11 protein-coding genes and 1 tRNA gene are annotated in these 14,615 nt (G+C 51.6%); 5 read left to right on the top strand and 7 right to left on the bottom strand.

Translation table 11 applies throughout. The features are described from left to right. From GX117_07720 to GX117_07710, 3 genes are all read right to left on the bottom strand, one after another. Nucleotides 1-1,190: hypothetical protein (locus GX117_07720; GenBank protein ID NLO33226.1), on the bottom strand; the 1,190-nt coding region annotated here is incomplete at its 3' end. Nucleotides 1,191-1,428: 238 nt separating this feature from the next. Then, nucleotides 1,429-1,635 (bottom strand): cold shock domain-containing protein, encoded by a 207-nt coding sequence (locus GX117_07715; protein NLO33225.1) that lies wholly within the window; start codon nucleotides 1,633-1,635, stop codon nucleotides 1,429-1,431. Nucleotides 1,636-1,918: 283 nt separating this feature from the next. After that, complete coding sequence (locus GX117_07710) at nucleotides 1,919-4,234, bottom strand: hypothetical protein (GenBank protein NLO33224.1); 2,316 nt, start codon at nucleotides 4,232-4,234, stop codon at nucleotides 1,919-1,921. 350 nt (nucleotides 4,235-4,584) lie between these two features. Between GX117_07710 and GX117_07705 the strand changes: the two genes are divergently transcribed. Together GX117_07705 and GX117_07700 are read left to right on the top strand one after the other, a co-directional pair. Continuing rightward, nucleotides 4,585-5,253 carry a hemolysin III family protein gene (locus tag GX117_07705; protein ID NLO33223.1) on the top strand — a complete coding sequence of 223 codons (669 nt, stop codon included), beginning with the start codon at nucleotides 4,585-4,587 and terminating at the stop codon, nucleotides 5,251-5,253. Between the two features lie 128 nt (nucleotides 5,254-5,381). Next, nucleotides 5,382-5,465 (top strand) — tRNA-Ser (locus tag GX117_07700). Here GX117_07700 and GX117_07695 read toward each other — a convergent pair. The 4 genes from GX117_07695 to GX117_07680 form a co-directional block, all read right to left on the bottom strand. Then, nucleotides 5,466-7,694 carry a DUF3488 domain-containing transglutaminase family protein gene (locus GX117_07695; protein ID NLO33222.1) on the bottom strand — a complete coding sequence of 743 codons (2,229 nt, stop codon included), beginning with the start codon at nucleotides 7,692-7,694 and terminating at the stop codon, nucleotides 5,466-5,468. After that, nucleotides 7,687-8,763, bottom strand: coding sequence for a DUF58 domain-containing protein (locus GX117_07690; protein NLO33221.1), 1,077 nt, complete (start codon nucleotides 8,761-8,763; stop codon nucleotides 7,687-7,689). The genes GX117_07695 and GX117_07690 overlap by 8 nt, the downstream gene beginning before the upstream one ends. Then, nucleotides 8,760-9,707 carry a MoxR family ATPase gene (locus GX117_07685; GenBank protein ID NLO33220.1) on the bottom strand — a complete coding sequence of 316 codons (948 nt, stop codon included), beginning with the start codon at nucleotides 9,705-9,707 and terminating at the stop codon, nucleotides 8,760-8,762. Before GX117_07685 ends, GX117_07690 begins: the two co-directional genes overlap by 4 nt. Nucleotides 9,708-9,772: 65 nt before the next feature. Beyond that, nucleotides 9,773-10,738 (bottom strand): hypothetical protein, encoded by a 966-nt coding sequence (locus tag GX117_07680; protein ID NLO33219.1) that lies wholly within the window; start codon nucleotides 10,736-10,738, stop codon nucleotides 9,773-9,775. A gap of 254 nt (nucleotides 10,739-10,992) precedes the next feature. Here GX117_07680 and ligA point away from each other — a divergent pair, with 254 nt between their 5' ends. The 3 genes from ligA to GX117_07665 all read left to right on the top strand — a co-directional run. Continuing rightward, nucleotides 10,993-13,044 carry an NAD-dependent DNA ligase LigA gene (gene ligA, locus GX117_07675; GenBank protein ID NLO33218.1) on the top strand — a complete coding sequence of 684 codons (2,052 nt, stop codon included), beginning with the start codon at nucleotides 10,993-10,995 and terminating at the stop codon, nucleotides 13,042-13,044. Beyond that, on the top strand, nucleotides 13,044-14,129 hold the full coding sequence (locus tag GX117_07670) for an ABC transporter permease (GenBank protein ID NLO33217.1): 1,086 nt from the start codon (nucleotides 13,044-13,046) through the stop codon (nucleotides 14,127-14,129). Before ligA ends, GX117_07670 begins: the two co-directional genes overlap by 1 nt. Before the next feature lie 23 nt (nucleotides 14,130-14,152). Then, on the top strand, nucleotides 14,153-14,615 hold a 463-nt coding region (locus GX117_07665; protein NLO33216.1), incomplete at its 3' end, for an ATP-binding cassette domain-containing protein.

Here is a 14,615-nt window from a genome sequence, read left to right as displayed (position 1 = left end):
TAGGCGTCTACACTGCGCGGAACAGGCGGATAGAAACGTACGCGCGCTGCGCCGCGCTGCTGCAAGTCCTCGTATTGATCCACAAGATCGGGAGGGGTATGCCACCAGCCGCCTTCAGGGGCGCGGATAAGCATGTAGGCGCCGCCGTGGAAGGCGGCACGATGAAGGGCAGTACGGTAGTCGTCCAAGGCATAGCGTGCCGTGGGGATGTCCCCTTCGTAATAAATCGGCTCGAAAGCGAAGAGGACTTGGGACGCTGACAAGGTACCGCCCTTTTCTCCGTGGGAAGCGCGGCGCGACAGGAAGCGCGATGCCTTATGGGGATAATGCCGGTAATACGATTGCGGTTGGAGTGGAGCAGAGGCTATGGAAGCGACGCTGATGCGGATCGTATCGGCTGCGCCCGGCGAGGCGAGCGCGCCTTCCATAAAATCATAACTGAGGGGACGCGCCCCGCCCAGATCTTCCATGAGCAAGAGTATTTCGCCCGAGGGACAGGCGCTTATAAAGGCGCGGAGCACACGCAAACCAAAGGTATAGGCGCTATGTGCCAAGGTCTCGGGTGTCGTCTCCGCCTTATAGCCGTCCCAGCGATAATCGTAGATCAGGCTGCCGCTTTGGATGTCTAGGGCGATACCGCGCAGACCGACACGCTGACAAAACTCGCCGAGCATCTGAAAACGCCGCTCTGCAATGGACAAGAGGGCAGGATCGGTGAACCACAAATTATCCGGCGCGAGGGAGACACGCACAAAATTACGGTCCAGCCCTGCCGCCTTTAAGCGGTTGCAGGCGCTCCGTATCTCGCGGCCGAGAGCATCCCAATGAGCCGGTACAATCTGTTCCATCGTCGCCATGGGCGTCGCGTCAAGGCGGGGTTTCGCTTTCAAGACGGTGGTGTTTCCCTCGTCGCCGGACCAAGGGAAAGAATCTCGTTCTTTGCGCAGCTCTTGCAGACGCTCTTCCTCGCTGGGAAAGAGCCGCAGATCATCCAAGATGCCTTGGAAAAGAAAGCCGCGAAATCCCTGATCCTTCCAGTCCTCCGCCGTATTAGCCGCCCATGTGGCGTTGATGGGCGCGTCGAGCAAGGGTAACGCAGGATACGCCGCCTCGTGGGAAGCGGTGGAAGCTATACGGCATAGCCCCAAGGAAAAGATGAGACAAAATCCTATGAAGTGACGTGCTTGCATGATCCTGCACCGATACTGCCATGTGCTCAAGAAAAGGGAATCAATTAGACTTAAGTATACCTGTAGCAAGCCGTCTATGTACAGAGGGACGACCGTTGAATCTCGCCGCGGACAGAACCGTCACCCTGCAGCTCACGGGGCACAGCGACAGCACACTCCCCGCGCCCCATCTTTAGATCAGCGGGACTGCGCTCCCCGGCGCAGCCCTTTTCGTGATTGGTTTTTTCTAACGACGAGCTCAGGAAGGCACACGCGTTACATTGACCGCGCAAGCCCCTTTCTCATTGACGACGAGCTCGTACGTGACTTCGTCCCCTTCACGCAAGGTGCGGAAACCTTCCATATTGATGGAAGTATGATGAACAAATACATCAGGCTCATTTTCGCGTGAAATAAACCCAAAGCCTTTTTGATCATTAAACCATTTTACTTTTCCCTGCACCACGTGATTTTCGGAACTTGTTACATCCACATCCGTCATGACCACCGACTCCTGTCAAGTTATCTTGTGCCTAGAAAAGTGAGGCGCAATGGGCTTCCTTTTCCGCAGCACGCTGAAGGCTTCTTTCAAGCCTCCTTATAGAATATACTAAAGTGTCGAATTTGTCAACAGAAATTTCCAACCAATTGCGTTTTATTATCGATACGAAATAAAAAAAAGTGCCCGTTTCCCATAAGAGGTCATGAAAAACGGGCACCGCTTACATTACAAGAAAGCGATATAAAACTTATTTTTTGCGAAACACACGGACTCCGCCCATACCTAATCCAAGGACCAGCAGCGACAGCGTAACTACGCCGCCCGCAGGCATGCCGCTCGTATCACGTACGGAAATAACGATGGGGCCATAGGTCTTTTCAGGATATGTACCACCGGTTTTTATCGGGCTTAAATAAGTACAGGTGTAGGAACCGCTGTCTTCCGGCTGCAGAGACGTAATGTCTAAGGCGAAGGTATCAGCACCAATAATACGGCCGTCTTTATTGCTTTCGATGGGCACGCCGTTATGGTACCACTGGAAGGTGGATTTGAAATAGGGACGATCCATAAGGGCGATACGTACAAAATCGCCGATATTATACTTGCCCTCACCGTTGTTAGGCTTGATATTAGGATCAAGCACGGCATTCACATAGGCTTCAAGACCATCTCTAAAGAAATACTGATACTCTTGGACATTTCTCCAACCGTCGCCATCAGCATCGCCGCCCAATCCCAAGAATCGACTTAAAAACTGTACCGTATTGGACGCGTCATAGGGCGTCAACGCCTGGGGATCCATATTGGTCGGGAATTCATCCACATCGCCGAGCTGACCGACTAAGATTCCCACAAGGGTGGAAGAATCTTTATCGCCGAGTGTGTAGAATGCCGCGAGTACGGTGTCAAGGCCGGGCAGAATAATATCTGCCAATCCGCCTTTGCCGCCTAATGCCGCCTGTACGGAATCGATATTGAGATCCCACGCGGTGCGCACATCTTGGTAGGTCAGTCCGCCTGTAGCGCTCAGATCGAGGTCGGGGCGTTTCAAAACGGCATCAATAACCATGAATTCCCACAGGTCTAATATACCGTTGCCGGGAATGGAAATAGGTTTGTCGAGGCTGCCATCTTGAAAGAAATTACCGTTGGCATCGAAGTAGTCCGGGTTAAAACTCAACCCCAACTCACCGAGCAGATGCTCATAGGCCATGGACGCCATGTACAGGAATCCCAAGGCGCCTTCGAAGTCGTCGTCTTCCGCCTCGGGCAAATCGAAAAATTCATAGTCGCCGTTAAAGACAAAAAGTCCGTTGCCGATACCGGGGCCGCCTAGAGGCGCTCCTGTGTCAATGCGGACAATGGAATCGTCGTCCAGCACTTTAATAAAGGCAACATCTTCGGAACCGCTCATGTCTACGGTGACCAAATACACATCATCGGAAATGGCTTGGACATTGATCACATCCATGCTCTTCATTCCGGACTTGGCATTGATATATACCTCAAAATCGCTGAGGTCTACACCCGTCACAGGATGGGAAAAAGTAACTTGGAACTGATAGGTGGCTTTATTGTCCAAAGGCAGAATTTCCATGGCCTTCGGATAGTTCAACCATTCTTCAATATGCAGATCCATGGCACGCCGTGCAATATGGGCGTAGCCTTCTGCTGTCAGATGAATATCTTGATCAATATAAGAGCTCATGGGCGATAAGTACTGAGGGAAGCCGCCCGGCCAAAATGCACAATCCGGTTCGGCAGGATCATTGCAGGGATAAGGCGGCACACCGGCAGGAATGTCTTCTTCGGGAAAGCCGGGTTCGGGATAGCCATCGGAAGGGATGCCGTAAATATTTTGCATCAATCCGAAGTTCATGATAAATTCGACGCGGTCACGGGAAAGGGCGATTTCACGGATACGTTCTTGTACCGCGACAAAGGCGAGATGCATTTCTTCAAGACTATAGGCAGGATTTCGAGGCAGACGCGCGCCATAATCGTAACTCAAAATAGCGACGCGGACGTCAGGGCGGACACTCAAAATATGATCCACTAAAATGCTCACATTTTCTTTCACACTTTGGGCAAGCCATTCAACGCATTCCGAAGGTTCGGACCAAGGCTGACCGCTGCTGCTTTCGTAACAATGATCCAACTTCACTTTTCGGTTAAAGTTGTTGGGATCTACACCGGTGGAACCGCGCAGAATGTCATTGCCGCCCAAGGTGATGACCACGACGTCAATGTTGGGATAACGGGTCAGCTCTTCTGTCAGCGTCTGCTGGAAATTACGATCCAGCATTTCAAAGACACGGGCGCCCATTTCCGCGGTACGATTACCCACTTCGATCCAACGATCCAAGCCCTCATACTCCTGCAAGACTTCGCGGAAGGATCTGAAGGCGAGCATGAATCCGGTCCAGCTGTCGCCTGCAAGTAAGATCCTGGGCGTAGGATCGGCACTAGCCGGAACAACACCCGTGACGGCAACAAGCACGACTGCCAGGATGACCGTCATTGTTGTTCGGGAAAACCCACTACATTTACCTTTCGTGACCATAATTGATTACTCCTCTTTTGATTGGTATGAATAAATAACACACTTAAAATTAAGTATCCGATACAACAGGATCTTCTCTATCCTAAAAAGCGGCGGGGGGAGCACAGTGCAAACACTTCTACACCCTTTACCTGCTTCCCTCAAATGATAGCATATCTCACCACAAAATGAAAGCTATTTCAAAAAGATGGACAACTTTTTTTAGGGGGTTAAGGCATTTTTTTTTCCTAAATTATTGGCGTAATAAAATGGCCTGTGTTACAATTAGCAAAAGTTCCGACGACGCGCTGCCTAATACGCGCTTTTGAATCGGAATCCATAACAACCCTAAAGGAAGCGATGAGATTGCCATGAGCAGCTCTGTAAAACATAAAGAATACTCCATCGTAGAAGAGGTTTTGAACAGCGCCACCCACGGCGTAGGCGTCGCATTAAGCATTGCAGGCATGGTTTGGTTGATCATACGGGCGGTGCGCTGGGGCGACGGACTCAGCATCGTCTCTGCCATCGTCTTTGGGCTCTCCTTACTAGCCCTCTATTTGGCGTCCACACTCTATAACGCCATCCCCTGCATCAACGCCAAGCGTGTTTTACGCGTTTTCGATCACTGCGCCATCTACCTGCTCATTGCGGGCACCTACACCCCCTTCTTGCTGGTGTCCATGCGCGACGCACCGGGCTGGGGCTGGACGCTCTTCGGCGTGCTATGGGGCATCGCCTGCGTAGGCTGCGGCTTCAAGGCTTTTTTCACAGGACGCTTTGACCGCGTTTCTACAGCCATGTACATTGCCATGGGCTGGATCGTGCTCATCGCTATTAAGCCTGCCATCACCTACATCCCCCTGGGCGCGCTCATCATGATGGCCATAGGCGGGCTTGCCTACACCTTCGGCGTCTTCTTTTACGTCTATAATCGCATTCCTTTCAATCACGCGATCTGGCATTGTTTTGTCATGGCAGGCAGCGCCATCCATTTCTTTGCCGTAATCATTTATGTCCTCGGCGCTCCTTTAGCATGATGTAAGGGCGCTGTCTTTTCGGTTGATCTCGTGAAGCGGTGATGATCGGCGCGCAGAGAGGCAGTACACTGCCAATTGGACATTGTCTGCCCTACACTCCTATAATAGGGCTCCATACACGCTTTCCCGGAGGGTTAGCATAATTGGTAATGCACCGGTCTTGAAAACCGGCGGCTTCGGCCTTGTGGGTTCGAGTCCCTCACCCTCCGCCATCACCCCTCTCTTTTAGGCTTCAGCCGCAAGTCTTTCATCAGGCGGCTGCAACGCTTTTGCCGATCAAGATCCAGCGGTCTCCCTCCAAAACGCACTTGGTAATAGGCGTCTAAAAACGCTTGCACACCTGCAGCATCGGACAAGGGCATCTCTTTTAGTTGTGCCCACACCTCAGCCGCGCTTTTGTTGTCACACGCCACCCCGAGGGCGGCAGCCTGTTTCAAAAAGAGAAGATAGGATTTGCGTATCCGGCGCTGATCCCGCGATAAGCGGAAAGTGCTTCGCTGTCTTTTCCAATAGCGATTGCCCAGCCACAGACCATTAGAAAAGATCAGTAGGAATAATAGCGCTTGAACAGCAGGATGATAAATAAGTTCCCAATAAGGGACGCTCTCGTTCAAGACAACCTCTTCTACTGCCTTTTCGTCGTGGGACACCGGTTGCGCTGACCGAGCCCACCACTGCCATGGACGAAACTTCAGGAGCTGATCCAGGCGCAAGCCGCCGCGAAAGCCGATGACCTGTTGAAACCAAAACATTTTGCCGCGCAGCACATAGGATGACCATGCCATGCGCACCATTTCCAACCCTGAGGGCACCACATCAGAGCGCGGCGAAGGATCAAAACGTACCCAGCCAATGTCTTTAAACAGCGCCTCCATCCACAAATGCGCCATGCTCGCACGGATCAAATACGCCTCATCGCCGGAGCTGTATTCGCCGCCTCTGAAGCCGCTCACAACACGGGTGGGAATACCCAGCGACCGCGCCATCAACGCCAGCGCCGACGCATAGAACTCACAATGCCCCGTCCGTATGGTGTTGATAAAAGCATCGATTCCGTGTTCTTCGGGAATGGGCGGCACAGACAAGGAATAGACAAAGGCGGGGCTGCTCAGCCATTCCTCGAGCAGCTTAACTTTGGCATAAGGCAAGGCCGCTTCTTCCGTGAGCGATTCTGCCAAAGCGCGCGTCTCGGGAAGCAATTCTTGATGGGTGAGCAGATCATATTCTTCCCGCACCATAAATCCATAATCGTGGGGTGTTGCCAACAGCTCCTCGCGCGTAGGCGACACCACATCGGACACGACCTCATACTGAATGCTCCGCGAACCCCGGGTCTCCAAGGTCAGCGTAAAATCCTCGCCGATATCCCAGAGCACGCGGGTGTAAGGCGATTCTCCGAGGAGGCGAATGCCATAGGGCAATTCCAAACAGGGAATCCCTTGGGTAGGCACGTTGTCCATGTAGATGGTTTGGCGGATACTTCGTGAGTGAGGCCGCTGCGGCCGTTTTGTTTCCTGATAGCTTGCGCCCCATCCGCGCCCTGATTGACCTAAGGCAAGATTCACCGCCGGTTCATAATGATTGCGCAATCCTCGACGAAACCATTCATCCTTGGTAAAGCGCGGCATGGTGGTTACACGCCAATATAGGAGACTTTCTGGCGTCAGTACGCCGTGGGGCTCGTCAGGGAATTGGACGAACATAACGACACTGGGATTTTCGCTGATCGTCGTTGACCCGGATAATTGCATACGATCGGAAAGTCCCGTAAGCGCTTGGGTCGCCCCCCTGCCGCCGAGCCAGCCCGCCTCCACGCGCGGCGTAAATAGGAAGATGGCAACGGTCAGAAACACCGCAAGCACAGAAAGGATCATGATGGAAAGGTATAGACCGAAGTCGAAGACATTGCCCGGTTTGACAGGCGCCGCGTCCTTATCCAAAGACTGCATTTCCGGAACGGTCAACTTCTCTTTGCCTGCCAGCTCTGCATAAATCTGTAAGGAAATAAAAGACCAGACGGCGCTGATTACGTAGAGCAGCAAAGCAATGGCAACCATAGATTCAGGGTCTTGAACAACGGCGGCGAGGAGCAGGAAAAAGGTCATCAAAAAGAGTTCATAATAGGCACGCACGCTTTTTTTGTTCATGATCAGGTGCGCCTGAATAAATACAATCAACAAAATGACGGCGTCCATCAGGCCGAACCACAACAAAGAAAGAGGCAAGAAAAGCAAATAGGCAATTACAATGCTTCCGCTCAGCAAACGCCACAATGGGAAATGCCTGTCGATCAATGCGCCCAACGGTGCGAGAGGCAGCAGGATCAAGGGCACAAACAACGGCGCCGTCCCGTAGAGTGCTACCGATCCGAGCGCCATATAGCCAGCAAAGACAAGGGCGGCGGTAGAAATCCACAAATTAATATGAACTTGCCTACGCATAGATAACATTTCCGGGATCCAACACTTGCAAGCCCATGTCGGTATCTTCATAGCCCCATGCCGCCGTATCGGCAGAGACCAAGATTAGGCGCATACCGTCTGATTTCAGCCGCTGCACACGCTGATCGAAATCCTGCCATGCCGCACCGTCAACGGGATTGACGCCTGTGAGACAATCGAGCAGATATTGTTCTTGAGCCGTTCCTTTTCCACAGGGCACAACATGATCGGGCGTATATAATCCTACGCTGTATTGACGCTTGAGCAAGGTGATCATCAAGGACGCAGTCATGTCGATCATCTCTTCAAAGGTAGCTTCGTCAGCCGCTTCCGCTCCCTTCCGCGTATCCAATACAAAGGTGATGATCCGGGCATTGCCCATCCCCATTTCACGAACCATCCATTTGCCCATGCGCGCACTGACACGCCACACAATCAAACGCAGATCATCGCCCCGTATATAATCACGTAAAGAGAAGAATTCGTCGCCGTCGCCGTTGACGCGCGCCAGCAGCGGCTGTATACCCTCACTAGACTCTAAAGCAGGCAGCCGCGCAGGTCGTATTTTCGGGTAGACCATCACTTCCAAAGCATCGCTGTACCGGCGACGCAGCTCCAGAAAGCCGAATGGAAATCGGGTAATTAACTCACAGGACGGCATCTTAAAAATGCCTCGGCGGCGCATGGTGCTTTGCAGCGACACCGTGATCTGGTGCCGTGCAGGAATGCGCAGCACATAAGCAACGCTCCCATGCTCCTGTTCGATTCGCACCGAAATAGCAGGAATAAAGCGCTTGTGGTTTTTGATTTGCAGCATGCAGGAAAAAGGCTCTTCCCGATAGACCGCATACGGCACTTCCCGTTGAACCGATACTTTTTTTAAGCTGCGGCGACCGGCGATAAAGGATAGAAATAACATGCCTAAAAGACAACCAAACACGATGTACAAGAGATTTTCGCCCGTATTCCACGCGGATACGAGCAAGAGCAGCAAAATAATCACGATAATCCACCCGGCGCGGGTAAGACGACCACGTACCATCTTGCGAAAAGGAGAACGTATGCTCAAAGCGGCACCTTCGTATTATTGACAATGTCACGAATCACACGGACACGTTCCAGCCCGGCAGCAGCCAAGTCAGCGCCCCGTGATTTTACCAATAAACGATGGGATAAGGCAGGCGCAGCAAGTTCTTTTACATCATCAGGAATGACAAAGTCGCGCCCTTCAATCATAGCCCGCGCTTGGCTCGCTTCGAACAAGGCCTGCGCGCCGCGGGGACTCGCCCCCAACCGCACCTGCTCGTGTTCACGAGTGGCGCGGACGATATCAAGGATATAACGCTCTACCGACTCTTCCACCGTAATCTTGCCCACCTCTTCCTGCAGGGCATTCAATTCTTCCACGGAAATAACCGGCTTCAAAGCGGCAATGGCTTTTAGCGGATCGTGGCGCCGCATAATGCGCCGTTCATCCGCTTCGGGGGGATAACCAATCTCTACGCGCAGCAGGAAGCGATCCATTTGCGATTCCGGCAACACATAGGTGCCTTCATATTCGATGGGGTTTTGCGTAGCAATCACCATAAAGGGACTGGGCAGGGTGTGGGTAATCCCGTCCACGGAAACTGTGTATTCGCTCATCGCCTCCAGTAAGGCACTTTGCGTTTTCGGCGGTGTCCGATTAATTTCATCGGCAAGGATAACGTTGGCGAAAATAGGACCCTGCCTATATTCAAAATCGTTGGTCTTCGGATTTAAAATGGACACGCCCAGAATGTCGGAAGGCAGCATGTCGCTGGTAAACTGTATCCTAATGAAGGAACAGTCCACCGCTTTTGCTAAACTCTGCGCCAAGGTGGTCTTCCCCACTCCCGGCACGTCTTCAATGAGCAAATGTCCCCGTGCAAGCAGTGCAACTACACAGAGTTTCACTTCTTCACGCTTACCGAATACCACTTGTTCAATATTCTCAATGATACGTTGGATACTTGCTAATTTGTCAGAATCCATGATCCTCCTTTCTCAGCGCTAAGGGCATCACCAAAAGACCTCCGCCAAAAGGGCGGAACCTTTACTTATAACCAGCGTTCGAACCATTCATCAGCAACTTCAGTCGTTGCGGAAGAAACAGCGTGTCCATCGTGATGGGTATAGTGATCTATGGCACCGGGTGCGCCCAAGAGCTTATAGATCTTGGCGGCGGTGGAGATCGCTTTTTGGCAGCTTTTCGGATTGTTGTGCAAGGATTTAGATACGGATGTAATGATTTGCACGGGCGTCGGCGCAGCCAATGCCAAAATATGTTCCCAATCAAAAGGAACATCTTCCGCCTCGACAAACTTTTTGATTTTAGGATACAGCAGCAGCTGCTCCATGCCGGGCCATGTCCCCACGACTTTGTCGGTTGAAAAGCGTGTAAAACCGCAGCTCGCCACACAAGCCTGCACACGGTCGTCGCAGGCAGCAAGAAGCAGCGCGTTCAATCCGCCTAATCCATGACCGACCACGCCGATACGAGAAGGATCTGCACGCTTGATCTCGGAAAAGACATCTAAAGCGCGGCGGTGATCCAAGACCATTTTCCCGGCAAAAGACATCTTTTTGTGAGTTTTATAAAAGCCTTCCGTATCAAAGGCTTCCCGTTTGTTGATGGAGCGCTTGCCGACGGTAAGCACATCGATCGCCAAGGTCATATAGCCCAGTTCTGCGTAGTGCTGCGCAAAAGCCAATTGCGCACTACCCTCCAGCCCGGCCGCCTCATCTTTGCCGTTGGTACTTTCATGATGGCAACAAAGAATACAGGGACAGTCCTTTTTCCCGTCCGGTGTGAAAAGCCAGCCCGTAACCAGCTCTACATCAGAGATGGGAAAAACAATCTGGCGCCGGCTGCCTCCGCGCACATCGTTTTCCTCAAGGAAACGGACATTGAGCTCGGCTGTTTGATAAGCGGGAATCTGCAATATATCTGAAAAAAGGTTTTCTATACTTTTCCGAATTTCAGGCCAGCCGGCAAGACTCGTAATTTTTGCAAGGTCTACCATGGTACAACAGTCCGTTTCTTTTCTATTGCGTTAACACGCATCTGTTCACGAATTTTCAAAAGCAGGACACAATGGGGCAACACTCGGTTGTGTATAATTTTAATCATAGCCGTGCTAATGGTAACATAGCGATTGGGTTACAATACATTTGAAGTCTACATACTGCCATGAATTGAGGGTGTGTTACAAAATTATACTTCCAAACAAAGGGAGACCGGCTCTTGATCGCTGAAAAGAAGACTGCCAAGGATGCGCTGCATCAAAAACATCATCTGTTGTGTCAAGAAATTGAAGCACACAACCACCGCTATTATGTATTGGCGGAACCTTCTATTTCCGACCAAGAATTTGATGCCCTTCTCCAAGAACTGATCGCACTGGAACAGGCTCATCCTGAACTTATTAGCCTTGCATCGCCCACCCAACGTGTGGGCGGCTCCCCGACCCAAGGCTTCGAAACAGTCACGCACACCGTGCCCATGCGCTCCATTGATAACACCTACAACGAAAATGAACTTCGCAATTTTGATGCACGTCTGCGCCGCACACTCAACGGCGCTGTTCCTCGGTATGTGGCAGAATTAAAAATTGACGGCGTCTCCGCAAGCCTCCGCTATGAACACAGACTCCTCACACGGGCAGCAACTCGGGGCGACGGCATACGTGGCGATGATGTGACTGCCAATGCACGCACCATCCCTTCCATCCCCTTGCAACTGCGGCAGGTCAAAACCGACAACAAAGACGAAGAACTCTTTCCCGCGCAGACCGACGCTGCTCCTGAGACAATTGAACTGCGCGGCGAAATTTATATGACCATTTCCGAACTCGACCGTATCAACCGTGAACGGGAAGAAGAAGGACTGGAAGCTTTCCGCAACCCCAGAAACACCACGGCGGGAACGCTCAAGCTTTTAGATCCGAAAGAAGTGGCACGGCGGCGCCTATCCGCTTTTTTCTATGATATTGTGGAAGGCTTGCCTCTGCTCAAAAAACACGACGAGATTTTAAAAGCACTCCGTGATCTGGGTTTGCCCGTCAACGAACACCACCGCTTTTGCCCGACCATTGAAGAGGTCATCGACTTTTGTAATCTATGGCAAGAGAAACGGCATGAACTGGACTATGAAATTGATGGTATTGTGGTAAAAGTCAATGATCTGGATCAGCGGGTCATCTTGGGAAGCACAGCAAAAGCGCCGCGATGGATCATTGCCTACAAATTCCCTGCAGCCGTTGCACGGACGACGCTCCTTGAAATAGAAATAAGCGTGGGCAAATCGGGAGCCCTCACACCGGTCGCCATTCTCGAAGCCACCTCCCTCGCGGGAACCTTCGTCAAGCGTGCATCCCTTCACAACTTTGACGAAATTATCCGAAAAGACTTGCGGCCCGGCGATACGGTAGAGCTGCAAAAGGCGGGCGAAATCATCCCGCAGGTCTTGCGTTCTATCCCCGAGGAACGACCACAAAACACAGCGCCTGTATCGCCGCCTGATCAATGTCCTGCCTGCGGAAGTAAGGTGCACAAAGATCCTGAAGGCGTTTTTTACCGATGCCTAAATGTATCCTGCCCTGCACAAATCAAAGAGAAATTAACCTACTTCGCCAGCCGCGCCGCCATGGATATTGATGGCCTTGGTCCGGCGCTCGTGAATCAGCTCGTTGAAAAAGGATTGGCGACAAAAGCCTCCGACCTCTACACGCTGCAATACGATGCCTTGATGGCGTTGGAACGCATGGGCGAAAAGTCCGCTCGCAATTTATTAGACGCCATCGACGCCTCACGGACACGGACGCCCGATCGTTTATTGCTCGGTCTCGGCATCCGACATGTAGGAGCACGAACAGCGCAATCCCTCTGTGCCCACTTTATGTCGATCGACGCGATTATGAAGGCATCACAAGAGGATCTGACAAGCGTAGACGATATCGGAGATATCGTCGCTGCGAGCATCATCGACTTTTTCGAAGTGCCGGAAAATCTTGAGCATATGGAGTTGTTGCGTCAAGCGGGTCTATCCTTTATCATGGAGCAAGCGAAACATCAAAGCTTGCATCCTCTTATGGCCGGTAAAACTTTTGTCGTCACCGGTGCCCTCGTATCGGGGACTCGTGATGAAATCCAAAATCGGCTGCGCATGCTGGGCGCTAAAGTGAGCAGTTCAATCAGCCGGAAAACGGACTTTTTGATTGCCGGCGAAAAAGCAGGATCAAAACTAGACAAAGCGACCCAACTGGGTGTAACCGTTCTGTCCGAAGCAGAATTTTTAGCAATGGCAGAAGATATGAGTGAGACGAACTAATGCGGCAGCTTCTGATCAAATGTCCGGAAAGCTTGGATCAACATTCAGGTGCACAACTCTATGAGACCGTTAACGCCTCTTGGCATGACGCCGTCGACCAACTCAGCTTGGATTTGTCTTCAACCCGAGAAATGGACTCCATCGGTTCCGCATGGTTATTGAAAATTGCCGATTTTGCGAGAGACCGTGAAGCGCGCATGGACTGGCAGGGCGAGACCCAAGCCGTAGCCGATTTCATGGGCATTATCTCCCCCACCCTTCAGGCGTCCCCCCCTTTGCCTAAAAAGAAAAAAAGTCCTTGGGAATCCCTGAGTGATGGGCTTGTCGCCGTAGGAAGCGAATTTTTAGAATTTGTGGAATTGTCCATCGACGCCCTGTATTGGACGCTCATCGCGCCTTTTGAAGGGAAAGGCTTCCGATTCAATGCTTTTGTCGACGAAATTCACGAAATGGGTGTACGGGCCGTTAAGATCGTGTGTCTCATGAATTTTCTCATGGGTTTGATTATCGCCATGCTGTCCGCCAAACAAGTGGAAGCCTTTGGGCTGCAGATTTATGTGGCGACCCTCATCGTCATCGGTTTTGCGAGAGAACTTGCCGCCGTCGTGACCGCCATTGTCGTGTCCGCACGAACTGGCGCCGCCATCGCCGCGGAACTCGCGACCATGACCGTACAAGAAGAAATTGACGCCTTGCGCGGAATGGGCTTAAACGTGGCCCAGTACTTGGTGACGCCTAAGCTTTTGGCGTTAATTGTCGTTCTGCCTTGCTTATCTGTACTCGGTCTTATTTCAGGCATCTTGGGCGGTGCTGTATGGGGCATTTTCGTCCTCGAATTTCGCCCGTCCATTTGGTATGCCCAAACCTTGGAATCAACCTATATGGATGACCTCTTCCAAGGGATGCTGAAGACCTTCTTTTTTGCCATTGCAATTGTCATGATCGGTTGTCATAACGGCTTGCGTGTCAAAGGCGGCTCCCGCGGCGTGGGACTGATGACAACACGCGCCGTGGTGATGGACATCTTTTCCTTGATTTGTATTGATATTATTTTCGCCACCATTTTTTATTATGTTCTCAATTAACAGCGGATCTTAAAGGCCCGACCATGAATGACGTGTTGATAGAAGTTAAACATTTGGTTGCACACTACGGGACCACAAAAATCCTGGATGATGTCTCTTTTAATGTGCGCCGAGGCGAGATATTCATGATCATCGGCGGGAGCGGCTGCGGCAAAAGCACCTTGCTCAAACAAATGTGCGGCTTGTTGAAACCAACCTCCGGCGAAATCCTCTTCCATGGCACCAATATCGTGGACATGGACGAAGAAAGCCTAAGTGAGATGCAGCACTCCATTGGCATCGCCTTCCAGTCGAGCGGCTTATTTAATTCCATGACAGTTGGCGATAACGTTGCCATGCCCATGCACGAATTCGGAAATATTGCCAAAGAACTCATCCCGCCGTTAGTACGCCTTAAATTGAGCTTGGTCGGTTTGGAACATGCCCTCTACCAAATGCCCGATGAACTTTCAGGCGGCATGCGCAAACGCGCAGGACTGGCGCGCG

This window comes from Candidatus Hydrogenedentota bacterium (genome assembly GCA_012523015.1).
In the GTDB taxonomy this organism is placed as follows: Bacteria; Hydrogenedentota; Hydrogenedentia; order Hydrogenedentales; family CAITNO01; genus JAAYBJ01.
This window is presented reverse-complemented; position numbering and strand designations above follow the sequence as displayed.